This is a genomic window from Micromonospora avicenniae, from assembly GCF_900156065.1.
In the GTDB taxonomy this organism is placed as follows: Bacteria; Actinomycetota; Actinomycetes; order Mycobacteriales; family Micromonosporaceae; genus Micromonospora; species Micromonospora avicenniae.
The window spans coordinates 207,104-228,689 of record NZ_FTNF01000003.1 but is presented as its reverse complement, the minus strand read 5'-3'; the positions used below and the strand labels follow the sequence as shown (position 1 = coordinate 228,689).

The window sequence follows — 21,586 nt, the reverse complement described above, 5'->3', positions numbered from 1 at the left end:
AGCGTGTCGACATGGGCAACTACCCGAACGGTGACGAACCATCACCGGATCGTCGTCGGGTGCTCCACGTGCCGATGTTGACAAAGGCCGCGAAGCGATCGGGCCTCGTCGAGCAGGCCGGGCGTACTGTGGGGCCACTCACCTCCTCTGCGAATATGGAGCACGACGGCAACGCAGCCGCGGCCTCCGCGCACCCCCGCGGCAGGCTCGGCGGACGCCGGCGCTCCCCGATCCGGGTTCGGCCAACTGAATCCGGCTCACGCCGCGCGGCAACCCTCACCGGGGCTAGGCGCGGCCGCCAGGACCGGTCCGGCACCGCCGGGCCGGCGCAGGATTTGCGCGGCCGGGCGACCAGCCGGTGCCGACGCAGACATGACAGGGAGAGACGGATGGCAAAGGGCGACCCCGGGGTCAGCACCCGCAGCAGGCGGGCGGCACCCCGTTCCAGGAAGGGCACGGGCGGCGACCCGGAACTGGTGCAGTTGCTCACCCCCGAAGGCGAGCGCATCGACAGCGTCGTCGGGCCGGACGGCACCGTTTACAGCGTCGACTTCACCGACGAGGAGTACCGCGGCCTCTACCGCGACCTGGTGCTGGTACGGAAGCTGGACGCCGAGGCCACCGCCCTGCAGCGCCAGGGCGAACTGGGCCTCTGGGCCAGCCTCCTGGGACAGGAGGCGGCGCAGGTCGGCTCGGGCCGCGCGCTGCGCACGCAGGACATGGCCTTCCCGACCTACCGGGAGCACGGCGTCCTCTACTGCCGGGGCATCGACCCGATCATGCCGCTCGGCCTGTTCCGCGGTGTCGACCAGGGCGGTTGGGACCCGAACGAGTTCAAGTTCAACATGTACACGATCGTGATCGGGGCGCAGACCCTGCACGCCACCGGGTACGCCATGGGCGTCGCCATGGACGGCAAGACCGGCACCGACGACGGCGAGGCGGTGATCGCGTACTTCGGCGACGGCGCCACCAGCCAGGGCGACGTGAACGAGGCCTTCGTCTGGGCGAGCGTCTTCAACTCTCCCCTCGTCTTCTTCTGCCAGAACAACCAGTACGCGATCTCCGAGCCGCTGGAGCGGCAGACCCGCGTCCCGCTCTACCGGCGGGCGGCCGGCTTCGGCTTCCCCGGAGTTCGGGTCGACGGCAACGACGTGCTCGCGTCGTACGCGGTGACCCGTACCGCGCTGGACAACGCCCGGCACGGGCAGGGCCCGAGCCTGATCGAGGCGTACACCTACCGGATGGGCGCACACACCACCTCCGACGACCCGACCCGCTACCGGATCGCCAGCGAGGTCGAGGCGTGGCAGGCCAAGGACCCGATCGCCCGGATGAAGGCCTTCCTGACCAAGCAGCAGATCGTCGACGCGGACTTCTTCGCCGAGGTCGACGAGCAGGCCCGCCGCGAGTCGCTGCACCTGCGTGAGCGGGTACTGGCCATGCCGAACCCGGAACCGGTCACCATGTTCGACCACGTCTACCCGAACGGTTCCCCGCTGCTGGACGAGCAGCGCGCGAAGTTCAGCCGCTACATGGAGTCGTTCGAGGGGAGCGCCCACTGATGGCCACGGAGACGCTCACCATCGGCAAGGCCCTGAACACCGGGCTACGGCGGGCCCTGGAGAACGACCCCAAGGTCGTGATCATGGGTGAGGACGTCGGCAAGCTCGGCGGCGTCTTCCGGATCACCGACGGGCTCCAGAAGGACTTCGGCGACCAGCGGGTGATCGACACCCCGCTCGCCGAGTCGGGAATCATCGGTACCGCCGTCGGCCTCGCCATCCGCGGCTACCGGCCGGTCTGCGAGATCCAGTTCGACGGCTTCGTCTACCCGGCCTACGACCAGATCGTGTCGCAGGTGGCGAAGATGCACTACCGCTCGGGCGGCAAGTTGCGGATCCCGATGGTGATCCGGATTCCGTTCGGCGGCGGCATCGGCGCGGTCGAACACCACTCCGAGTCGCCGGAGGCGTACTTCTCGCACACCCCCGGCCTGAAGGTGGTCTCCTGCGCGAACCCGCAGGACGCGTACGTGATGATCCAGCAGGCGATCGCCTCGGACGACCCGATCGTCTTCCTGGAGCCGAAGCGGCGCTACTGGGAGAAGGGTCCCGTCGACCTGGACGCGCCGCTGGCCGACGCGTACCCGCTGCACGCCTCCCGGATCGCCCGCCCCGGCACCGACGCGACCCTGCTGGCGTACGGCCCGATGGTGCGGACCTGCCTGGACGCGGCGACCGCCGCCGCCGAGGAGGGTCGTGAGCTGGAGGTCATCGACCTGCGCTCGATCTCCCCATTGGACCTGACCGCGGCGTACGAGTCGGTCCGGCGCACCGGCCGGGCCGTGGTGGTGCACGAGGCGCCGTCCAACGTCGGCCTCGGCGCGGAGATCGCGACACGGATCACCGAGGAGTGCTTCTACTCGCTGGAGGCTCCGGTGCTGCGGGTGAGCGGCTTCGACACCCCCTACCCGGCCGCCCGGGTGGAGGAGGAGTACCTGCCCGACATCGACCGGGTGCTCGACGCCGTCGACCGCACCTTCGGCTGGTGAGCGACATGTCCCGAGTCAAGACGTTCAACCTGCCCGACCTGGGCGAGGGCCTCACCGAGGGCGAGATCCTCAACTGGCTGGTCAAGGTCGGCGACATCATCGAGCTGAACCAGCCGATCGTCGAGGTCGAGACGGCCAAGGCGGCCGTGGAGATCCCCGCGAAGTGGGGTGGCCGGGTCCAGGCGATCTTCCACCCGGAGGGCGCCACCGTCGACGTCGGCGCCCCGATCATCTCGATCGACACCGACCCGGACGCCGGCCCGCTGGACACCCCGCAGGCGCCGTCGGCCGCCGCCCAGCCCGGCGGCGATCTGCCCACCCCGTCGGCGGCCTCGCTGGCCGCGGTCGAGGTGGCACCGGCCGAGGGCGCGGTCGAGCCGGGTCTGATCGGCAGCCCGGCGCCGGGTGGACGGACGCCGGTGCTGGTCGGCTACGGCCCACGTACCAGCACCGCGAAGCGCCGACCGCGTAAGGGTGCCGTCCCGGCGCAGGCCGTCCCGGCGCGGGCGCAGGCGGTGCCGGCGCAGGCCACCGCGGCGCCGGTGGTGCCGAAGCAGGTCGCGCCGGCACCGGACACTTCCGCTACGAACGGACACGGCGGCACGCCGACCGGCGTGCTGGCCAAGCCGCCGGTCCGCAAGCTCGCCAAGGATCTCGGCGTCGATCTCAGCGCGCTGACCGGCTCGGGCCCGCTGGGCTCGATCACCCGGGAGGACGTCCAGCGGGCGGCGGACGCCACGACCGCGCCGGCACCGGTCGCCACGACCGTCACCACGGCGGCGAGCTTCGGCGCGGACCGTGAGCAGCGCATCCCGGTCAAGGGAGTGCGCAAGCTCACCGCCGAGAACATGGCCCGCTCGGCCTTCACCGCCCCGCACGTGACGGAGTTCCTGACCGTCGACGTGACCCGGGCGATGAAGGCGCTGGACCGGCTCCGCAACCGCCGCGAATGGCGCGACGTGCGTATCTCGCCGCTGCTGCTGGTCGCCAAGGCCGTGCTGCTCGCGGTCAGGCGGCACCCGATGGTCAACTCCACCTGGGCCGGCGACGAAATCGTCGTCAAGGAGTACGTCAACCTGGGTATCGCCGCGGCCACCGATCGCGGCCTGATCGTGCCGAACGTCAAGGACGCCGGGCGGCTGTCGCTCCGCGAGCTGGCCGACGCCCTGACCGACCTGGTGCAGACGGCCAAGGCCGGCCGCACCACACCGGCGGACATGTCCGGCGGCACGCTGACCATCACCAACGTCGGCGTGTTCGGCGTGGACACCGGGACGCCGATCCTGCCCCCGGGCGAGTCGGCGATCCTGGCCTTCGGTGCGATCCGGGAGATGCCCTGGGTGCACAAGGGCAAGGTGCGTCCGCGTCAGGTCACCACGCTCGGTCTCTCCTTCGACCACCGGATCATCGACGGTGAGCTCGGGTCGAAGTTCCTCCGGGACGTCGGGGACTTCCTCTCCGATCCGGAGGCGGCGCTGCTCGCCTGGACCTGACCGGTCCCTCCACCAGCCACGGCCGGTGTGCCACGGGTTAACGCCCGGCACACCGGCCGTGTCCATTGAGAGACAGAAACATAGGCAGGGGAGCCTGGAAACCTTTGATTGTTCGGCTCGTGGTGCAGCTCACCTAATAATCGATGGAAGTCTGCGCCTGGTTGGTGTTCAATAGAGACATCAAGGGGCTGACAACCGAATAGCCGGAGGAGAGACCGACCATGAGCATGATCGAGCGAATCAAGACCCGCCGCGACGCCAACCGCCGCGCCCGCGCCATCGAGCACGCGCTGCGCTCCGCCAACTCGCCGGCCGTCCGCGAGGAGCTCCTCGTGATCGCCCAGCGTCACATGAGCTGACGCACCAGACCTTTCCTCACCTCCTCCAGATCGATGACCCGCCCGGGAGCACCGGGCGGGTCATCGGCGTTTCACACCCATTGACACCGGGATTCCACCTAGGCGCAGCGCCCGGTACGGTGGGCTTCGGTCGTCGCCACCGATTCGGGGCAGGTCGAGCCGACTGAGCGCAGTTCGATACCACCCGACCACGTGGAGTGACGGCCGATGCTCCCCGGGTGCCCTGGACGGTCACCGGATACGGTGCGGGGAGCCCGGCACGGCCGGTACGCCGGCAACGCCGGCAGCCAAGCCGAGGAGACCGATCGGCACCGGCAGCCGACATGTGATGAGGAGGCGCACCGATGACGTCCGAGGGCCCGCACCACCCCGGCCAGGAGCCGGACGAGGTGCCGCCGGGCGCCGGCGGACCGGCGCCGTACGGCGACCACCCGGCGCAGCCGGCCAACGGCTACGGCACCGGCCCGGACCTGGGCTGGGCGCCCCCGCCACCGGTAGGACACAATCCGGCCGCGCCCAACTGGCCGGCCCAGAACGACCAGCCGCCCGCCCAGTGGGGCGCGCAGACCCCGCCACCGGCCGACGCGGGGCAGCCCGCGCCGTGGCCCGCGACCGGCACCCCCCAGCCTTCCTGGGGCGGGCAGCCCGAACAGTCCGGCCAGGGCTGGGCCGGCGCGGCCGAGCAGCCGGCCTGGGCGCAGGCCCAGCCAGCCGCCCGCGGTGCGGCTCAGGTTCCCTCGCCCGCATCGCCTCCGCAGGTGTGGCCCCAGGACGACCCGGCGCGCTCGGGCGGATGGACTCCGCAGCAGCCGGGCGACGCGTCGCAATCCGACCAGCCCGGCTGGGGCGCTGCTGCGGCTCAGCCCGGCCCGGCCAACGGCGGTTGGCCCGCCGGCGGCTCCCAGCCGGAGACGCCCGGGAACGGCTGGAACGACGGCGGGCAGCAGGCCGAGCAGCCGGCCTGGGCGCAGGCCGAACAGAACGCACCGGCGTGGGCCCAGGCCGAACAGGCCGCGCGCGGCGCAGCACAGGTGCCGACGGCGGGTGACTCCGGCCCCGCCGGATGGACCCCGCAGCAGGACGCCGGCTGGCCGCCGGCCACCCCGGGGCACGCCGACCAGCCCGCCCAGCCGGACACCTCCGGCAGCTGGGGAGCCGCCGCCACGAGCCAGCCGCAGCAGCCCGACTGGATGCTCCCGCAGACCCAGGAACCCTCGTCCGACGGCGCCCCCGCGGGTGGCTGGGGCGAGGCCCCCGCCGATCCGGCCCGCTCCGGCGGCTGGTCGGCGGAGCCGAACGGCACGCCCGCGCGCGCCAGCGCCAGCGTGCCCGGCGCCGGCAGCCTGCCGCAGCGCACGCCCGGCGAGCGGCAGGGCGTGTCGGAGGTGGAGCCGTGGGCACCCGGCGAGGCGTGGGGCAACACCGACGCCGACTCGGCGAGCCGCTCCGCCGAGCGTCCCGAGGAGGCCCCCGTCTACCAGCCCGGCCCCGCGCCGGGCATCTCCCCGGCGAACGTCGTACCGCTGCCTCCGCAGGAGCAACGGGTGCCGGGCGCCAGCCTGGCCGCTACGCCGCCGGTCGACTACGCGCCGCCTGCCGAACTCCCGGCGGCTCAGTACGGCGCAGTCGCCGGGCAGCCGGCCCAGTTCGGGCAGCCGGCGTCGAACGAGCGCGCCGGCTGGCCGCCCGTCGAAGCGACCGGACCGGCGTACGAGTCGGAGCAGCCGGCCTGGGGAGGCGACACCCATCCGGATGAGCCGTCATCACCGGCCGGCCCGGTGGTGCCCGCGCCACGTACCTCTCCCGAATCCGGTGCGGCCGGTCGCACCACGGCGAGCGCCGCAGTGCCGCTGGCCAGCCGGGTGATGCCGCCAGCCGATCAGTCCCTGCGGCCCGACGCCGCGTCCGCACCGCAGCCGCGGGTGTACGGTCGCCCGGCCCAGCCCGAGCCGGCGGACGAGCCGGAGCAGGTCCAGCCGAACGGCTACGGCATGGACGCCCGGCCTGAGGTGGGTCACCGCTTCGACGACCGCGACCTGGCCCCGCCGCCGGTCGGCTACGCCGAGTCCGGCCCGGCGAGTTCGGGGCCGCCGCCCCCGCCGGCGTTCCCGCCGGGTGTGCCGACCTTCGTCGACGCGCCGAACAACACCCGGCCCGTCAACGGCAACCGGCCGCATCCCGGCGAACGGCAGGCCGATCCGTACGGCTCGCCGGTGCCCAACGATCCCGGGATGCCCGCCGCCGCGGGCTACGGGCCGCCCCCGCTGCCCGACAGCGAGCCGGCACCCACCAGCGCGTTCCCGCCCGCCTTTCCGCCGGCCCCGCAGCAGCAGCCCGTGCCGTCGTGGCCGCAGAACGGGCCCGACCAGCAATCCGCTCCGGCCTGGACACAGCACGGACCGGACCAGCGGTCCGTCCCCAACTGGGGGCAGGGCGCGCCGGAGTCCGACCAGGGCCGGTTCGACGCCTTCAAGCCGGACGAGGAGCCGAAGACCGAGGCGCCGCCGCCGAAGGTCCGCAACGGGCGGGTGCTGGCGGCGGTGCTGACCGCCGCGGTGCTGATCCTGGCGGTGCCGCTCGGCCTGCTCTTCCTGCTCGGCAAGGTCGGCGGCGACCAGGCGCCGGCCTTCGACCCGGCGGTGGGAAGCTGCGTGAAGCAGGCCGGCGAGGGTGCCGTCCCGGCCGACTGCGGTGAGGCGAACGCGTTCACCGTGGTCTCGAAGGTGGACAACAAGGACAAGTGCGGCGACCCGACCCTGCCGCACGTTGTACTGCAGGGAGACGGCCCCAACCGGGTGCTCTGCCTGAAGCCGGCCGCCGCCGGCAAGTAGTCGCCTCGACGGGGGCCACGGTCGTCCGTGGCCCCCGCCGTCGTGTCCGGGGCCGGGCAGGTGTGATCGAGCCCGCTCGGGGTACCGCCGGGCACCACCGGCCGGGTCCGGCAGACTGGACGCATGAGCGCACGAGTACGGGCTCCTGAGCTGCGCGGCCGGGGCTGGCTGAACACCGGCGGCCGCGACCTCACCCTCGCCGACCTCCGCGGCAAGATCGTCATCGCTGACTTCTGGACCTTCTGCTGCATCAACTGTCTGCACGTGCTCGACGAGCTGCGGCCACTCGAGGAGAAGTACGGCGACGTGCTCGTGGTGATCGGCGTCCACTCGCCGAAGTTCGAGCACGAGAAGGACGCCGACGCGCTCGCGGCGGCGGTCGAGCGGTACGGGGTGCACCACCCGGTGCTCGACGACCCCGAGATGGACATGTGGCAGCAGTACGCCGCCCGCGCCTGGCCGACCCTTTCGGTGATCGACCCGGAGGGGTACGTGGTGGCCACCATGGCCGGTGAGGGCCACGCCGAGGGGCTGGCCCGGCTCATCGACGAGCTGATCGCCACCCACGAGGCGAAGGGCACCCTGCACCGGGGCGACGGCCCGTACGTCCCGCCCGCCGAGCCGGAGACCACGCTGCGTTTCCCCGGCAAGGCTGTGCTGCTGGACAGCGGCAACCTGCTCGTCTCCGACTCGGCCCGGCATTCGCTGGTCGAGCTGGAGCCGGACGGCGAGACGCTGGTACGCCGGATCGGCTCGGGCAGCCGGGGGCGGACCGACGGCCCGGCCGAGGTCGCCACGTTCTCCGAGCCGCAGGGGCTCTGCGTGCTGCCCGAGCAGGTGGCCGAGGTCGCGGGCTACGACCTCGTGGTCGCGGACACCGTCAACCACCTGCTTCGCGGCGTACGCCTGACGACCGGCGAGGTCGTCACGATCGCCGGCACGGGGCGGCAGTGGCGCTCGACGGTCGACGACCACGCCCACGACGCGCTCTCGGTCGACCTCTCCTCCCCCTGGGACCTCGCCTGGTACGACGACAAGATCGTCATCGCGATGGCCGGCATCCACCAGCTGTGGTGGTTCGACCCGATCAAGCGGACCGCCGGCATGTACGCCGGCACCACCGTCGAGGCGCTGCGCGACGGCCCGCTGGCCGAGGCGTGGATGGCCCAGCCCTCCGGCCTCTCCGTCTCGACCGACGGAACCCGGCTCTGGGTGGCCGACAGCGAGACCAGCGCGATCCGGTACGTGGAGAACGGTGTCATGGGCACCGCGGTCGGGCAGGGGCTCTTCGACTTCGGCCACGTCGACGGGCCGGCCGCGTCGGCACTGCTCCAGCACCCGCTGGGCGTGTGCGCGCTGCCGGACGGTTCGGTGCTGATCGCGGACACGTACAACGGAGCGGTGCGCCGGTTCGACCCGGCGACCGACCAGGTCTCGACGGTCGCCGACGGCCTGGCCGAGCCGAGTGACCTGGTGGTCACCGGGGAGGGCGAGGTGCTGGTGGTGGAGTCCGCGGCACACCGGCTCACCCGGCTGGCACCCGGCGCGCTCTCCGCTGCCGGTGCGAACACGGTGGACGGTCCCCGGCACCGCGCCGAGCGCAAGCCGACGGACGTGACGGCCGGCGAGCTGACGCTGGACATCGTCTTCACCCCGGCGCCCGGCCAGAAGCTTGACGAGACCTACGGTCCGTCCACCCGGCTGGTGGTCTCCGCGTCCCCGCCCGAGCTTCTCGTCGAGGGGGCGGGCACGAGCACCGAGCTGTCCCGGCGGCTGGTGGTCAACAGCGCGGTGACCGGCGGCGTGCTCCAGGTGACCGCCCAGGCCGCGACCTGCGACGTCGACGTCGAGCACGCGGCCTGCCACCTGACCCGGCAGGACTGGGGCGTACCGGTCCGGGTGGTGGACGGCGGCGCGGCCCGGCTGCCGCTGGTGCTGCGCGGCCTGGACGCCTGATTCACGGGGAGGGGCCCGGGGGCGAGGGTCCCTCCCTCAAGCGAACGGGCTGACCTGCACTCCCGCGTCGATCAGCGCGGCGCGCACCATCTCCGCCGAGGCGACCGCGCCGGGGCTGTCGCCGTGCAGGCAGATCGATTCGACAGGGCACGGCACGACGCTGCCGTCCACCGCCACCACGGTCCGCTCGGTGGCCATCCGGACGGCCCGCTCGGCGACCTGCTCAGGGTCGGTGACCAGCGCGCCTGGCGCGTTGCGGGGTACCAGCGTGCCGTTGGGCAGGTAACCGCGGTCGGCGAAGCCCTCGCCGACGACCCGCAGACCGGCGCCGACGGCCAGTTGGGCGAGCACCGACCCGGGCTGGCAGAGCAGCGGCAGCCCGTGGTCGTACTCGTTGACCGCCGCCACCAGGGCCGCCGCCTCCTTCTCGTCGGACATCGCCGCGTGGTAGAGCGCCCCGTGCGGTTTCAGGTAGCGCACCCGGGCCCTGAACAGCCGGCAGAACGCGTCCAGCGCGCCGAGCTGGTAGATGACCTCGTCGCGCAGCTCCGCGAAGTCGTACGTGATGTGCCGCCGGCCGAACCCGGCCAGATCCCGGTAGCCGACCTGTGCGCCCACCGCGACCCCGCGTCGCGCCGCCTGTTCGCAGACCCGGCGCATGGTGGGCGGGTCACCGCCGTGGAATCCGCAGGCGACGTTCGCCGAGGTGACCAGGCTCAGCAGTGCGTCGTCGTCGCCGAGCTGCCAGATGCCGAATCCCTCGCCGAGGTCAGCGTTGAGGTCCATGGAATCTGACGGTAGTGCCTGGGCGGGCCTGTGCGAGCGGGGTCACGTCGGCCACCACCCCGATGACCGGATACCCGCCGGTGGTCGGATGGTCGGCCAGGAAGATCAACGGTTGGCCGTCCGCCGGCACCTGGACGGCGCCGAGCACGATCCCTTCGCTGGGCAGTTCGCCGGCGACCGCGCGAGGCAGCGCTGCGCCGGCGAGTCGCGCGCCGACCCGGTTGCTCACCGGGCTCACCGTGTACGCGGTGCCGAAGAGCTGGTCCAGCGCCGCCGGGGTGAACCAGTCGTGGCGCGGGCCGAGCCGTACGGCGAGCCGCAGTTCGGCGCGGGGCGGCGGACCGACGGTCAGGTCGACAGGTGGGGGCGGCCCGACCGGGGTGCCGAGGGGGATCCGGTCACCGTCGCGCAGCGGGGCCGGGCCGAGCCCGGACAGGGTGTCGGTGGCCCGGCTGCCCAGTACGGGTGGCACGTCGACCCCGCCGGAGACGGCCAGCCAGTTGCGTACCCCGTTGCGGGCCGCACCGATCCGCAGCACCGCCCCGGCCGGTACGGACAGCGGCCGGCCGGGGTCGCCGGGGCGGGTCCCCACGCGGATCTCCGCCTCGGCGCCGGTGACCGCGACGGTGGCCGCCCGGGTGAGCCGCAGCGCGCAGCCGGTAACGGTGATCTCCAGCCCGGCCGCGCTCTCGGGGTTGCCGACCAGCCGGTTCGCGAGCCGGAGCGCCGCCGGGTCGAGGGCACCGGAGCGGGGCACGCCGAGGTGGGCGTAGCCGGGTCGACCGAGGTCCTGCACGGTGGTGAGCGCCCCGGCGCGGAGCACGACGATTTCGTTTGTCATGCCGGCACCAGCCGGACGCGGGTGCCGGGGGTGAGCCGGGACGGCGGATCGGCGGTGACGTCGAAGAGCACCAGCCCGGTCCGCCCGACCAGCAACCACCCGCCAGGGGACGGACTCGGATAGATCCCGGCGTACGGGCCGGCCAGGGCGACCGAGCCGGCCGGGACGCGGGAACGCGGAGTGGGCAGCCGGGGCAGCGCGAGGGCGTCCGGGAGTCCGGTGAGGTACGGGAAGCCGGGTGCGAAGCCGCAGAAGGCCACCTGGAACTCGGTGCGGGTCAGCCGGTCCACCACGGCGGCCACGTTGGTGGCCCAGTGCGACGCGACGACTGGCAGGTCCTCCCCGTCGTACGTGATGGGGACCTCGACCGGGTCGGCGGTGCTGCCGGCGGTGGCCGGGCGGGGCGTCCAGCCGGCGATCAGGCGGGCGGTCTCCTCCGGTTCGGGTACTCCGTCGAGCAGCACGGTGGTCGCCGCCGGGACGATCTCCACGGCGGCCAGCTCGCCCAGGTCGCGGCGGTGGGCCAGCTCCGCCCGCCACGCCTCCACCCGACCGGCCACCTCGGCCCGGGCGGGCTCGCGGTCGGGCGCGAGGTCGAGCAGCAGGGCGTGCGCCCCGACGGGTCGGATCCGCATGCCGCCATCCTGGCCCAACCGGCCTGGATACGGGTACCTACATTCGTCGATGCGTCGGGTGACGAGACGCACTACCTACAAGTAACCTACGGTGTCGTAACCTGTTCGCGTGACCACCTCCGCACCGTTCCGGCTGAAGCCGGTCGACATCGGCAAGCCCCGGATGCGCGGCTGGCTGCACGCGTACGCGTTCTTCGTGGCCCTGGTCTGCGGGATCGTGCTCTGCGCGATCGCCGCCACCCGCCCCGGCTTGGCACCGGTGATCAGCTGCGCCATCTACAGCCTGACCGTCTGCGGGCTCTTCGGCACCAGCGCGCTCTACCACCGTCGGGTGTGGTCGGAGCGCGGCTACCAGGTCATGCGCCGGATGGACCACTCGATGATCTTCGTGTTCATCGCCGGCACGTACACGCCGTTCTGCGTACTGCTGCTGGCGGCGCGCCCGGCGACGGTGATGCTCTCGCTGGTCTGGGGCGGCGCGCTCGCCGGCGTGGCGCTCAAACTGATCTGGCCGCACGCACCGCGCTGGGTCTCCGCGCCGCTCTACCTGGCGCTCGGCTGGGTGGCGGTGGCGATGCTCCCGCAGATCCTGCACGAGGGCGGGGTGACCGCGTTGGTGCTGCTGCTCGCCGGCGGGGCCGTCTACAGCGCCGGAGCCGTCTTCTACGCGCTGCGCCGGCCGAACCCCTGGCCCACCGTCTTCGGGCACCACGAGTTCTTCCACGCCTGCACGCTGCTCGCCGCGATCTGCCACCACGTCGCGATCTACTTCGCGCTCTTCGCCTGAGCACAGATCGAGGGCCCCGCGGTGTCACGGGGCCCTCGACGAGCAGTCGGCACGGGTCAGACGGGGTGACCCGGCCGGCGTACCTCGCGGTACTCCTCGACGACCCGGGCGTCCTGGGCCGGCACCACCCGGTCGGTGACGACGCGGTCGGTCCTGGCCGGGGCGGTGGTGACCACCGCGCGCCGACGGTTCCAGAAGTAGAGGGTGACGAGCAGGCCGGCGACACCGGCGAGCATCAGCACCCACCCGACGACGGCGAGGTCGAGCCAACCCAGGTCGGCCTCCACGGCGAACGCGAAGATCGCACCCAGCGCGATCAGGAAAATGCTGCCACCAATGCCCATCGGTCGCCTCCTCGGCTGTCAGCTGGCGATAACTTCCGCCGCGGCCATCGGTGAGGTTGCGGCATCCATCGACTTACCCCGGCACCGTGATCGCCAATCGGGCAAGCTGGGGGCATGACGGACGCGTACGCCGCAGCCCGGACACTGGTGCTGCTGCGCCACTCGAAGGCCGAGCAGTCCGAGGAGGGGCCGGACGCGGATCGCCCGCTCACCACTCGCGGGCGGGCCGACGCCGAGTCCGCCGGCGCCTGGTTGGCCAAGCACGGCCTGCTGCCGGACGTGGTGCTCTGCTCGACCGCCCGGCGCACCCGGGAGACCTGGCACGGTGTGGCGATGGGGATGACCGGCTCGCCGCCGGAGGGCGGTTCCGCCGGTCCCCGGCCAGATGTCCGGTACGAGGCGGACGCGTACGAGGCGCACCCGGATGACCTGTTGGCGCTGGTTCGCCGGGTGGACCCGGCCGCCCGGACGGTGTTGCTGATCGCCCACAATCCGGGCATCTCGCTGCTCTCCGCGCTGCTGGACGCGGGGCGGGCGCCGGAGGAGCTACGGACGACGGAACTCGCGGTGCACCGGAGCGCCGGCCCGTGGGTGGAGCTCGACCGGGGCCGGGCGCAGCTCACCGACCGGTACGCCGCACGAAGCTGAGCCACCCGCCGGTGGACGGGTGGCTCAGCGCTGCGCGGCTCAGGAGGGCGGCGCGGTGGGCGGCGGCGGGTCGGGAGGCGGCGGCATCATCGCGGTGGGATGGGACAGCCGGTTCTCCTCGACGATGAGGGTTCGTGCCCGCTTGCGCCGATCCTGCCAGTACCACAGCGTGGTGAGCAGGACGGCCAGACCGGCCAGGATGAACACCCAGCCGACCGCGCGCAGGTCGACCCACCAGACGTTGGCTCTGATGGCGAAGGTCAGGATCGCGCCGACCGCGATCAGGAAGATGCCGCTACCAATGCCCATGTCCGCTGGACTCCCCCGTGCGATGGGTTCGGGCGTGTTCCGACGTGGTCTCGCAGGGGTTACCCGCCACGACGGCCGGCTACCCGGCGGGGAGTTGCCGAATGCCTGCTCAGGCCACGTCCCTCGGCCGCCTTCGGCAGTGCGATCCGGCCGCGCACCCGTTCGCGGGGGTTCTCGTCGGCATCGGCGGGAAGAGGCCGGAAGGCCGACGGCCGGCGGGTTGGTCCCCGCCGGCCGTCGTGCCGGTCATCACCGCGTATGGTGCGGCCGTCCGTTCCGTGTCATGGGCGGTACGGTTCAGAACGCCTCTTCCGGCAAGTCCATGATGTCCAGGTCGGCGGACTCGATGATCCGCCGGTCGGCGCCGATGCGGGGCAGCACCTCGCGGGCGAAGAACCGGGCGGCGGCCACCTTGCCGGTGTAGAACGCCTGGTCGCCGGCGGTGAGCTCACCGTTCAGCGCCCGCAGCGCCACCTCGGCCTGCTTCTGCAGCAGCCAGCCGACGACCAGATCACCGATGGCCAGCAGGAACCGCCGGCTGCTCAACCCGACCTTGTAGAGGGCCCGGGCGTCACCGGCCTGCGCGGCACCCAACCAGCCGGTCATGACGCCGAGCATCGTCTGAACCTCGGCGAGCGCCTTGCCGAGCGCCCGGCGCTCCTCCTTGAGCTGGCCGTTGCCGCCCTCGGAGGTGATGAAGTCCTGAATCTCGCCGGCGACCGTCGCCAGGGCCTTGCCGTTGTCCCGGACGATCTTCCGGAACACCAGGTCGAGGCTCTGGATCGCGGTGGTGCCCTCGTACAGAGTGTCGATCTTGGAGTCGCGGACGTACTGCTCCAGCGGGTAGTCCTGGAGGAAGCCGGAGCCGCCGAAGGTCTGGAGGGCCTCGTGTCCGAGCAGCTCGTACGCCCGCTCCGAGCCGACGCCCTTGACCAGCGGCAGAAGCAGGTCGTTGACGCGCTTGGCGAGCCTGGTGGCCTTCTCGTCACCGGCCGCCTCGGCGATGGCCACCTTGTCCTGCCAGCACGCGGTGTACAGCACGAGCGCCCGCAGGCCCTCCACGTACGACTTCTGCAGCAGCAGCGAGCGCCGGACGTCGGGGTGGTTGGTGATGGTGACCCGCGGCGCGGTCTTGTCGGCCTGCTGGATGAGATCGGCGCCCTGGACCCGGTTCTTGGCGTACTCGAGGGCGTTCAGGTAGCCGGTGGAGAGGGCGGCGATCGCCTTGGTGCCGACCATCATCCGGGCGTACTCGATGATCATGAACATCTGCCGGATGCCCTCGTGCTTGTCGCCCATCAGCCAGCCCCTGGCCGGTACGCCGTGCTCGCCGAAGGTCAGCTCGCAGGTGTTGGAGACCTTCAGCCCCATCTTGTGCTCGACGTTGGTGGCAAAGACGCCGTTGCGCTCGCCCAGCTCGCCGGTCTCCTCGTCGAAGTGGTACTTCGGCACGACGAAGAGCGAGAGGCCCTTGGTGCCCGGGCCACCGACGCCCTCGACACCGACCGGGCGGGCCAGTACGTAGTGGACGATGTTGTCGGTCAGGTCGTGCTCACCAGAGGTGATGAAACGCTTGACGCCCTCGATGTGCCACGAGCCGTCCGGCTGCGGGACGGCCCGGGTGCGGCCGGCGCCGACATCCGAGCCGGCGTCCGGCTCGGTGAGGACCATGGTCGAGCCCCACTGCTTCTCGACGAAGAGTTTGGCCCACTTCTTCTGCCGTTCGGTCCCCTCGACGTGCAGCACGTGCGCGAAGGACGGGCCGGACGCGTACATCCAGACCGGAGCGTTGGAACCGAGCACCAGCTCGGCGAGGGCCCACCAGAGGGCCCGCGGAGCGTTGGTGCCGCCCAGCTCGGGCGGGAGGTCCAGCCGCCAGAACTCCGACTCCATGAAGGTCCGGTACGACTTCTTGAACGACTCCGGCAGTGGCGCGGTGTGCGTGGCCGGGTCGAAGACCGGCGGGTTGCGGTCGCTGTCCGTGTAGCTGGCGGCCAGGTCCTCCCGGGCGAGGCGGTCGACCTCGGCGAGGATGCTGCGCGCGGTGTCGGTGTCGAGCTCGGAGTACGGCTCCTGGCCGAACGCCCGGTCCGCCCCAAAGACCTCGAACAGGTTGAACTCGAGGTCCCGCAGGTTGCTCTTGTAGTGGGTCATGCTCACTGGCCCCGCTTCCGGACAGGTGTTACCGATCAGTAACTCCGACTCTATTACCGGCAAGTAGACAGCGACAAGCCGATCACCGAAGTGACGGCGATTACACAATCGCGGCCGGCGTACCGGGGGTGGTCGCCGTACACGCGAGGCGTGACGACCCGTTGCCGGGCGGCGTCAGCTCTCGGCCGTGCCGACCTCCCAGCTCGGCACGGCCGCCGTTGCCCCGGTGCGCGCACCCGTGTACTCCATCAGGACCAGGGCGATGTCGTCGTCGAGGCGTCCGTGCACCCACTCGACCAGGGCCGTCTCCAGTGACGCGAGCCCGTCGGCGACGGTGCCGTGGCCCAGTAGCCGCCAGGCCCGGTCGGCGGTCGGGAAGAACTCGCCGTCGCGGCGCGCCTCACCGAGCCCGTCGGTGAAGAGCAGCAGCCGGTCGCCGGGCTCCAGCCGCTCGACCCGTGGCCGCACCGCCGGCATGAACCCGAGCGGGGGCGCCGGCGCGGGCGGCTCGAGCGGAATCACCGCGCCCCGCCGCAGCAGCAGCGGCGGCGGATGTCCACAGTTGACGATGGTGAGCGTCCCGCCCCGCTCCTCCACGAGCGCGGCGGTGACGAAGTCCTCGTCACCGACGCTGCGGGCCACCGCCCGGTCCAGATCGGCGACGACGGCGCGCAGGTCGGTCCGCTCGAACGCCACGTGCCGGTACGACCCCAGCACGATGCTCGCCAGCCGTACGGCGTCCAGCCCCTTGCCGCGCACGTCGCCGATGATCATGCGTACGCCGTACGGGGTGTCGAGTGCCTCGTACAGGTCGCCGCCGATCTCGGCCGTCGCGGTCGACGAGATGTAGCGCCCGGCGACCGACAGCGTGCCGACCTGCGGGCCGAGCGGACGCAACACCGCCTGCTGGGCCACCGCCGCGAGCTTGGACAACTCGGCGATCCGCTCGGCCTGCCGCTGCCGAACCGAGGCCACCGCCACCGCGATCCCGGTGGCGAGCGCGATGCCGACCACGCTCGTCCCGTTGATCAGCGAGACGGACCTGTCACAGGAGGCGTCGGTGGCGTTCATGGCAGTCGCCGCGAAAGTGGCGCCGACGGCGGTTGCCGCGACGCCGACGCCCAGCACCACCCGCCAGGACGCCAGCGCGGCGGCCAGGAAGGGCGCCGCCACCATCAGCGCGATGTAGTGCGCCGCGCGGCCGTCGGCCAGCTCCACCAAGGAGACGATCGCGAGCAGGGCGACGGCCGCGCCGAGGCCGGCGCGGGATCCGGGGCTCAGCGGGCTCAGGCCCGGCTGGAAGGGATGTGTACGTACGAAGCACAGCATGCCTGATCGACGTGAACGGGTGAATGAACCTGGCCCGTCGTCCGAGCAGGTTCTGTCCGGCCGGATCGTGACGTCGGCCGTATCGCCGCCGGGCATCGGCTCAGCCGAGCACCTCGTACCGGACGGTCATCGCGCCGACGTCGAGGGGGGCGATGTCGGCGAAGGCGGCCCGGGACAGGTCGAGGCAGCGCCCGTCGACGAAGGGGCCGCGGTCGTTGATCCGTACCACGACCGACTTCCCGTTCGCCGGGTTGGTCACCCGGACCTTCGTGCCGAACGGGAGGGTCTTGTGCGCCGCGGTCAGCGCGTCGGGGTTGAAGGTCTCCCCGTTCGCGGTCAGCTGGCCGTCGGAGTAGAAGGAGGCGCCGCAGGAGCCGCTGTCGACCACCTTCGGGGCCGGCGTGGTCCTCTTCACCGTCGGCTTCGGGGCCGCCGTACGCGCCTTGCCCCGGGAGGCCGCCTGCGGGGAGCGGGTCAGCGTCGGGCTGGCGGTGGCGCTCGGTGTCACGCTGGGGCTCGGCGACGCGGCAGGCGAGCTGGGCGCGAGGCTGGTGGGCACGGTGCTGGGAGTCAGCTCGATGGCGACCGGCCGGGAGTCCGTACCCGAGGTCAGGTGCACGGCGCCGACGGTGCCCCCGACGGCGAGCGCGACGCCGAGCGCCGCCGTCGCCGCGATGCCGGCCGGCGAGGAGATCCTGCGGGTACGGGAGTGCCTAGCAGCCACCAGCCCGGTCCTTTCATCAGCTGAACAAGCCGGGTCGGACCGTAACGAGAGAGGCACTTCCGAAGTCAACGTGATCACGGTGGTATGCCCGCATTTGCAGGTATACGTGTAGCCGATCATCCGACCCGTGATCCACCGCCCGGCCCGTGCCTGTCCCGGTGCCGCCGGCGTCCTCCGGCCCTACCGACAGCCCGGCCTACCGGCGGGTCCGGCCCCTGCCGGAGGATGGGCGGATGCCCGCTGAGCTGAGCGAACGTCTGGTCGAGTTGTTCCGCTGGATCGACCCCGGGCCAGGCTCCACCCACCTGGTCAGCGACATCTCCGGCTGGTGGCGGGACCCGGAGGTGCTGGCCGAGCTCGGGCCGGCCCTAGTGGCGCCGTTCCGCGCCGCCCGGCCCACCGTGGTGCTCGCCCCCGCAGTCACCGGCCTGCTGGTCGGCCCGCTGGCCGCCACCGCGCTCGGCGTCGGCTTCGTACCGGCACACAAGCCCGGCGACGGACGACTGCCGGCCGGCCCGTTGACCTGGGCGCAGAGCCCGCCGGACTTCCGGGGCCGCCAGGTCGACCTGGCCGTACGGGAGCGGCACCTCGGCCCCGGCGACCGGGTGCTGGTGGTGGACGACTGGGTGGCGACCGGCGCGCAGGTACGCGCCCTCTACGACCTCTGCCGGACCCGTGGGGCCGAACCCCTCGGCACCGCCGCCATCGCCGTCGACTGCACCCCGGAGACCGCCGCCGAGCTGCGGGTACGCGGGCTGGTCTCGGGCGCCGACCTGAACGCGTGACCTCGGTCGAGCCGGTCGCGCGCCCCGACGTCGGCGGCTACTTCCCCCACATGACCTGAACGAACTCCTCGACGGCGGTACAGACCCGGCCCAGCGCCTCGGCCGAGCGGACCAGCGGCCCCGGCAACAACAGCGAATGATCCGCCTCCGGGATCTCCACCAGGTGCGGGCTGAGCCGGCGGGCCGCCGCGCTGTCCCACGTCCGGTCCGCGGCACCCCCGACCAGCAGGAACGGGGCTTCCGCGCGCTGCAGCGCGTCGACCACCTCGGGCAGGTGCAGCAGCGGGGTGAGCCAGACCGCCGGCAGCGCCCGGTCGGCGGCGAGCGGCGCGGCGAGGCTGCCGAGCGACTTGCCCACCAGCAGGTCGGTCGACTCGGTCAGGGCCGGACGGACGCGCTCCGCCACCCACGGGCCGTGCTGCTCGGCGGCGAGCCCGGCCGGGAACTCCCAACCGATCTCGTGGAGGGCGAACCCGGCCCGGCGCAGCGACTCACCGACGTACGCGAACAACGGCGCCCGGGTGTCGTACCCCATGCCGGGGATGAACACCGCACGTCGCTTCGCCATGGTCGCCTCCCGTGGTCGACTGCCGCTCCCGTCACCGTACGCCCGGCACAGCCGCTCGGGGCCCACGAGCGAGCCGCGCAGCGACCTCCCGGCCCCGGGCCCGGAAAAGCAGCGGCGGACGGTCCCACGCTCGCCTAGCCTCGGCAGGATGTGGCCTCGGATCGGCGAACTGCGCACCCTCGCCCTCGGCACTTCCGGTGAGCTGCGGAGCACCCTGAACGGCCTGGTGCTCGCCGGGGTGAAGACGGCGACCGCCGGTCTGCTCACCGAGTACGCCGAGGAGGGCGAGGAACTGGAGCGGGTCGGCGAGCGGCTGGTACTGGTCGACGACGACGACCACCTGGTCGGGGTCGTGGAGGTCACCGGTGTCGAGGTGGTCCGTTTCGCCGACGTCAGCTGGGACTTCGCCCGCTCTGAGGGTGAGGGTGACCCGTCGATCGAGGACTGGCGCTCGGGCCACGCCGCGTACTGGGCGCGACTCGGCACCCCGGTCACGGACGACACCGACGTGGTCTGCCTGCGCTTCCGCCTTCTCCCGACCGACGACGGCGTCATCGGCACCTGACTGGCCGATCGACCCGGAGCGGCTCAGGCCCGGCGCAGCTCCGGCAGCAGCCGGGTGGCCACGTCCACCAGCGTCTCCTCGTCGCCCGCGTACCAGCTGCTGGCCCGCGGCCAGTGCGTCACCACGTCGGTGAAGCCCAGTTCCGCGGCACGCCCGACCTGATCGGCGAAGAACTGTGCGCTGCTCAGCGAGAAGACCGGGGCCGCGTCCAGCGAGAGGTAACGGTCGATCGTGGCCGGGTCACGGCCGGTCTCGTCCAACGTCCGGTCCAGCCGCTTCGACAGCTCCGCGACCCCGGCCCACCAGCTCTCCAGGTCGTCACCACCGTCACCCGTGGTGACCCAGCCCTGGCCGAAACGGGTCACCAGCCGCATCGAGCGGGGGCCGTTCGCGGCCACCACGAACGGCACGCGGGGCGTCTGCACGCAGCCGGGATTGTTCCGGGCGTCGACGGCGGTGAACCACTCGCCGCGCCAGGTCGTGCCGTCCTCCCGCAGCACCAGGTCGAGCAGCTCGACGAATTCCGCGAACCGGTCGACCCGCTGCCGTGGGGGGAGGGTCTCCCCACCCAGCACGGCGGAGTCGAAACCGATCCCGCCGGACCCGACGCCGAGCAGCGTACGGCCACCGGAGATGTCGTCCAGCGCGGTGATCTGCCGGGTGAAGGCGGCCGGGTGACGGAAGTTGGGCGAGGCGACCAGGGTCCCGAGCTTGATCCGCGACGTCACGGTGGCCGCCGCGGTGAGCGTCGTCATCGAGTCGAACCAGGGGCCGTCGACCAGGTCACGCCAGCCCAGGTGGTCGTACGTCCACGCGTGGTCGAAGCCCCACTCGTCCGCCTGCCGCCAGCGCCGCTGCGACTCGGCCCAGCGCTGGTCGGGGAGGATCACGATGCCAATACGCATGATCGCAGCCTAGTCCCGCGACCGACGGATTCCTTGACCACACGTTGATCATCGATATACCGTCCGGCATGCGCGCACGCCTGGGTAGGCCGGAGAGTCGTACCGTCGTCGTCTGGGCCGCGCTCACGGCCGTCATCTGCGGCCTCTTCAGCGCCGCGCTCGCCACCTGGGCCGCCTGGCACACCGCGCGCCCCTTGCCGGATGCCACCGAAACCACCGCGATCGTCGCCGAGGTCCTACCGGGCCGAGAGGTCAACGAGGTCGAGACGGGGGCCGCGCTGTTCACCTTCTACAGTCAGCCGCTGCGTCCCCGGGATCTCAAGGCCCTGCTGTTCCCCGACGGGGGCGAGTATCAGCAGGGCACCACCGTGGCGACCGTGAAGGCCGTGCCACCGGCCGCGCAGCAGGAGACGCTCGCGCTCGCGCAACGCCGGCTCCGCGAGACCGGCTGGCACGCGTTCCCGCCACACGTCGAACCCGAGGTGACCTGCCGGGCCGGCGGCGGCTGCACACCGACCGGCGGACCGAGCAACATCAGCCTCGTCGCGCGCCGTGGCGACACCGCCCTCAACATCCAATGGCTCGCGAACCCGTCGATCGACGGCACGCACCTCACCGTGGCCGTGTACCGGGCCACCCCGCCCGCCGTGCTGCCCGCCGGCGTCGCCGGTGGCCTGGTCGGCGCCCTCCTCGGCGGGCTGGTCTTCGCCTGGGCGAGCCGGCGGACGCGGCCTCCGCACCCTGCCGCCAACGGCGTGACCGTCCTCTACGCGATCACCATGCTGTTCTGGTGGGCACCGGTGCTGCTCGCCGGGTCGAGCATGTCGCGGCACCACCTCGACGAACCACACCCGGTGTGGCACCCGCTCTGGGAGTGGCTCGGCCAGCCCGGCCTCTCCCTGTTCTTCGTGCTCGGTGCGGTCTGCGCCCTCTTCGCGCTGGCGCTCGCCACGATGCCCCGCCGCGACGCCGACCCGCTCTCCGCCGCGGTCACCGAGTTCGCGCGTTAACCC

20 protein-coding genes and 2 pseudogenes are annotated in these 21,586 nt (G+C 72.5%); 11 read left to right on the top strand and 11 right to left on the bottom strand.

Features of this window, described 5'->3' with window-relative positions; translation table 11 throughout:
* Positions 1-389 precede the first annotated feature (389 nt).
* From pdhA to BXA10_RS06710, 6 genes are all read left to right on the top strand, one after another.
* Positions 390-1,565 carry a pyruvate dehydrogenase (acetyl-transferring) E1 component subunit alpha gene (gene pdhA, locus BXA10_RS06730; protein WP_076468682.1) on the top strand — a complete coding sequence of 392 codons (1,176 nt, stop codon included), beginning with the start codon at positions 390-392 and terminating at the stop codon, positions 1,563-1,565.
* On the top strand, positions 1,565-2,554 hold the full coding sequence (locus BXA10_RS06725) for an alpha-ketoacid dehydrogenase subunit beta (protein ID WP_076468679.1): 990 nt from the start codon (positions 1,565-1,567) through the stop codon (positions 2,552-2,554). Before pdhA ends, BXA10_RS06725 begins: the two co-directional genes overlap by 1 nt.
* A gap of 5 nt (positions 2,555-2,559) precedes the next feature.
* A complete protein-coding gene (locus BXA10_RS06720; protein ID WP_076469243.1) occupies positions 2,560-4,047 on the top strand; it encodes a dihydrolipoamide acetyltransferase family protein in 1,488 nt (495 codons plus the stop codon).
* A gap of 221 nt (positions 4,048-4,268) precedes the next feature.
* Positions 4,269-4,406 carry a hypothetical protein gene (locus BXA10_RS31365; RefSeq protein WP_175649134.1) on the top strand — a complete coding sequence of 46 codons (138 nt, stop codon included), beginning with the start codon at positions 4,269-4,271 and terminating at the stop codon, positions 4,404-4,406.
* 344 nt (positions 4,407-4,750) lie between these two features.
* Positions 4,751-7,237: an LppU/SCO3897 family protein gene (locus BXA10_RS06715; RefSeq protein ID WP_076468677.1), complete on the top strand. Its 2,487-nt coding sequence runs from the start codon at positions 4,751-4,753 to the stop codon at positions 7,235-7,237.
* A 123-nt stretch (positions 7,238-7,360) separates the two neighbouring features.
* The gene (locus BXA10_RS06710; protein WP_076468675.1) at positions 7,361-9,193 is read left to right on the top strand and encodes an NHL domain-containing thioredoxin family protein; all 1,833 of its coding nucleotides are present in this window, start codon (positions 7,361-7,363) and stop codon (positions 9,191-9,193) included.
* Positions 9,194-9,229: 36 nt separating this feature from the next.
* On the opposite strand, the gene BXA10_RS06705 is transcribed toward BXA10_RS06710, so the two are convergent.
* From BXA10_RS06705 to BXA10_RS06695, 3 genes are read right to left on the bottom strand one after another with little or no spacing between them, the layout of a single operon-like run.
* Positions 9,230-9,979: a LamB/YcsF family protein gene (locus BXA10_RS06705; RefSeq protein ID WP_076468673.1), complete on the bottom strand. Its 750-nt coding sequence runs from the start codon at positions 9,977-9,979 to the stop codon at positions 9,230-9,232.
* Positions 9,963-10,820, bottom strand: coding sequence for a 5-oxoprolinase subunit C family protein (locus tag BXA10_RS06700; RefSeq protein ID WP_076468671.1), 858 nt, complete (start codon positions 10,818-10,820; stop codon positions 9,963-9,965). The genes BXA10_RS06705 and BXA10_RS06700 overlap by 17 nt, the downstream gene beginning before the upstream one ends.
* Positions 10,817-11,455 carry a 5-oxoprolinase subunit B family protein gene (locus tag BXA10_RS06695; protein ID WP_076468669.1) on the bottom strand — a complete coding sequence of 213 codons (639 nt, stop codon included), beginning with the start codon at positions 11,453-11,455 and terminating at the stop codon, positions 10,817-10,819. The genes BXA10_RS06700 and BXA10_RS06695 overlap by 4 nt, the downstream gene beginning before the upstream one ends.
* 109 nt (positions 11,456-11,564) lie before the next feature.
* On the opposite strand from BXA10_RS06695, the gene trhA reads away from it, so the two are divergent.
* Positions 11,565-12,242 (top strand): PAQR family membrane homeostasis protein TrhA, encoded by a 678-nt coding sequence (gene trhA / locus BXA10_RS06690; protein WP_076468667.1) that lies wholly within the window; start codon positions 11,565-11,567, stop codon positions 12,240-12,242.
* 56 nt (positions 12,243-12,298) lie between these two features.
* Here the strand turns inward: trhA and BXA10_RS06685 are convergent, their stop codons facing one another.
* Positions 12,299-12,586 carry a DUF6458 family protein gene (locus tag BXA10_RS06685; protein WP_076468665.1) on the bottom strand — a complete coding sequence of 96 codons (288 nt, stop codon included), beginning with the start codon at positions 12,584-12,586 and terminating at the stop codon, positions 12,299-12,301.
* A gap of 114 nt (positions 12,587-12,700) precedes the next feature.
* Between BXA10_RS06685 and BXA10_RS06680 the strand changes: the two genes are divergently transcribed.
* A complete protein-coding gene (locus BXA10_RS06680) occupies positions 12,701-13,234 on the top strand; it encodes a SixA phosphatase family protein (RefSeq protein WP_076468663.1) in 534 nt (177 codons plus the stop codon).
* A 39-nt stretch (positions 13,235-13,273) separates the two neighbouring features.
* Here the strand turns inward: BXA10_RS06680 and BXA10_RS06675 are convergent, their stop codons facing one another.
* The 5 genes and pseudogenes from BXA10_RS06675 to BXA10_RS06660 all read right to left on the bottom strand — a co-directional run bounded on the left by BXA10_RS06675 (position 13,274) and on the right by BXA10_RS06660 (position 17,750).
* Positions 13,274-13,543 (bottom strand): DUF6458 family protein, encoded by a 270-nt coding sequence (locus BXA10_RS06675; protein WP_076468661.1) that lies wholly within the window; start codon positions 13,541-13,543, stop codon positions 13,274-13,276.
* A gap of 297 nt (positions 13,544-13,840) precedes the next feature.
* Positions 13,841-15,697 carry an acyl-CoA dehydrogenase gene (locus BXA10_RS06670; protein ID WP_076469241.1) on the bottom strand — a complete coding sequence of 619 codons (1,857 nt, stop codon included), beginning with the start codon at positions 15,695-15,697 and terminating at the stop codon, positions 13,841-13,843.
* Positions 15,698-15,871: 174 nt separating this feature from the next.
* A pseudogene (locus BXA10_RS06665) lies at positions 15,872-16,711 on the bottom strand (PP2C family protein-serine/threonine phosphatase); the annotation flags it as partial.
* A gap of 65 nt (positions 16,712-16,776) precedes the next feature.
* Positions 16,777-17,026: pseudogene (locus tag BXA10_RS32690) on the bottom strand (serine/threonine-protein phosphatase); the annotation flags it as partial.
* Between the two features lie 100 nt (positions 17,027-17,126).
* Positions 17,127-17,750, bottom strand: coding sequence for a septal ring lytic transglycosylase RlpA family protein (locus tag BXA10_RS06660; RefSeq protein ID WP_084752272.1), 624 nt, complete (start codon positions 17,748-17,750; stop codon positions 17,127-17,129).
* A gap of 233 nt (positions 17,751-17,983) precedes the next feature.
* Between BXA10_RS06660 and BXA10_RS06655 the strand changes: the two genes are divergently transcribed.
* A complete protein-coding gene (locus BXA10_RS06655; protein WP_076468657.1) occupies positions 17,984-18,535 on the top strand; it encodes a phosphoribosyltransferase family protein in 552 nt (183 codons plus the stop codon).
* A 37-nt stretch (positions 18,536-18,572) separates the two neighbouring features.
* On the opposite strand, the gene BXA10_RS06650 is transcribed toward BXA10_RS06655, so the two are convergent.
* A complete protein-coding gene (locus BXA10_RS06650; RefSeq protein WP_076468655.1) occupies positions 18,573-19,103 on the bottom strand; it encodes an alpha/beta fold hydrolase in 531 nt (176 codons plus the stop codon).
* Between the two features lie 148 nt (positions 19,104-19,251).
* On the opposite strand from BXA10_RS06650, the gene BXA10_RS06645 reads away from it, so the two are divergent.
* Complete coding sequence (locus tag BXA10_RS06645) at positions 19,252-19,668, top strand: ASCH domain-containing protein (RefSeq protein ID WP_076468652.1); 417 nt, start codon at positions 19,252-19,254, stop codon at positions 19,666-19,668.
* A gap of 23 nt (positions 19,669-19,691) precedes the next feature.
* On the opposite strand, the gene BXA10_RS06640 is transcribed toward BXA10_RS06645, so the two are convergent.
* Positions 19,692-20,573 (bottom strand): LLM class flavin-dependent oxidoreductase, encoded by an 882-nt coding sequence (locus BXA10_RS06640; RefSeq protein ID WP_076468650.1) that lies wholly within the window; start codon positions 20,571-20,573, stop codon positions 19,692-19,694.
* A gap of 68 nt (positions 20,574-20,641) precedes the next feature.
* Here BXA10_RS06640 and BXA10_RS06635 point away from each other — a divergent pair, with 68 nt between their 5' ends.
* The gene (locus BXA10_RS06635) at positions 20,642-21,583 is read left to right on the top strand and encodes a hypothetical protein (protein ID WP_076468648.1); all 942 of its coding nucleotides are present in this window, start codon (positions 20,642-20,644) and stop codon (positions 21,581-21,583) included.
* Positions 21,584-21,586 lie beyond the last annotated feature (3 nt).

Excerpts from the sequence above, each read along its gene's own strand:
- pdhA (WP_076468682.1), top strand. The coding sequence starts at position 390 with ATGGCAAAGGGCGACCCCGGGGTCAGCACCCGCAGCAGGCGGGCGGCA.
- BXA10_RS06725 (WP_076468679.1), top strand. The coding sequence starts at position 1,565 with ATGGCCACGGAGACGCTCACCATCGGCAAGGCCCTGAACACCGGGCTA.
- BXA10_RS06720 (WP_076469243.1), top strand. The coding sequence starts at position 2,560 with ATGTCCCGAGTCAAGACGTTCAACCTGCCCGACCTGGGCGAGGGCCTC.
- BXA10_RS31365 (WP_175649134.1), top strand. The coding sequence starts at position 4,269 with ATGAGCATGATCGAGCGAATCAAGACCCGCCGCGACGCCAACCGCCGC.
- BXA10_RS06715 (WP_076468677.1), top strand. The coding sequence starts at position 4,751 with ATGACGTCCGAGGGCCCGCACCACCCCGGCCAGGAGCCGGACGAGGTG.
- BXA10_RS06710 (WP_076468675.1), top strand. The coding sequence starts at position 7,361 with ATGAGCGCACGAGTACGGGCTCCTGAGCTGCGCGGCCGGGGCTGGCTG.
- BXA10_RS06705 (WP_076468673.1), bottom strand. The coding sequence starts at position 9,979 with ATGGACCTCAACGCTGACCTCGGCGAGGGATTCGGCATCTGGCAGCTC.
- BXA10_RS06700 (WP_076468671.1), bottom strand. The coding sequence starts at position 10,820 with ATGACAAACGAAATCGTCGTGCTCCGCGCCGGGGCGCTCACCACCGTG.
- BXA10_RS06695 (WP_076468669.1), bottom strand. The coding sequence starts at position 11,455 with ATGCGGATCCGACCCGTCGGGGCGCACGCCCTGCTGCTCGACCTCGCG.
- BXA10_RS06685 (WP_076468665.1), bottom strand. The coding sequence starts at position 12,586 with ATGGGCATTGGTGGCAGCATTTTCCTGATCGCGCTGGGTGCGATCTTC.
- BXA10_RS06680 (WP_076468663.1), top strand. The coding sequence starts at position 12,701 with ATGACGGACGCGTACGCCGCAGCCCGGACACTGGTGCTGCTGCGCCAC.
- BXA10_RS06675 (WP_076468661.1), bottom strand. The coding sequence starts at position 13,543 with ATGGGCATTGGTAGCGGCATCTTCCTGATCGCGGTCGGCGCGATCCTG.
- BXA10_RS06670 (WP_076469241.1), bottom strand. The coding sequence starts at position 15,697 with ATGACCCACTACAAGAGCAACCTGCGGGACCTCGAGTTCAACCTGTTC.
- BXA10_RS06655 (WP_076468657.1), top strand. The coding sequence starts at position 17,984 with ATGCCCGCTGAGCTGAGCGAACGTCTGGTCGAGTTGTTCCGCTGGATC.
- BXA10_RS06650 (WP_076468655.1), bottom strand. The coding sequence starts at position 19,103 with ATGGCGAAGCGACGTGCGGTGTTCATCCCCGGCATGGGGTACGACACC.
- BXA10_RS06645 (WP_076468652.1), top strand. The coding sequence starts at position 19,252 with ATGTGGCCTCGGATCGGCGAACTGCGCACCCTCGCCCTCGGCACTTCC.
- BXA10_RS06640 (WP_076468650.1), bottom strand. The coding sequence starts at position 20,573 with ATGCGTATTGGCATCGTGATCCTCCCCGACCAGCGCTGGGCCGAGTCG.
- BXA10_RS06635 (WP_076468648.1), top strand. The coding sequence starts at position 20,642 with ATGCGCGCACGCCTGGGTAGGCCGGAGAGTCGTACCGTCGTCGTCTGG.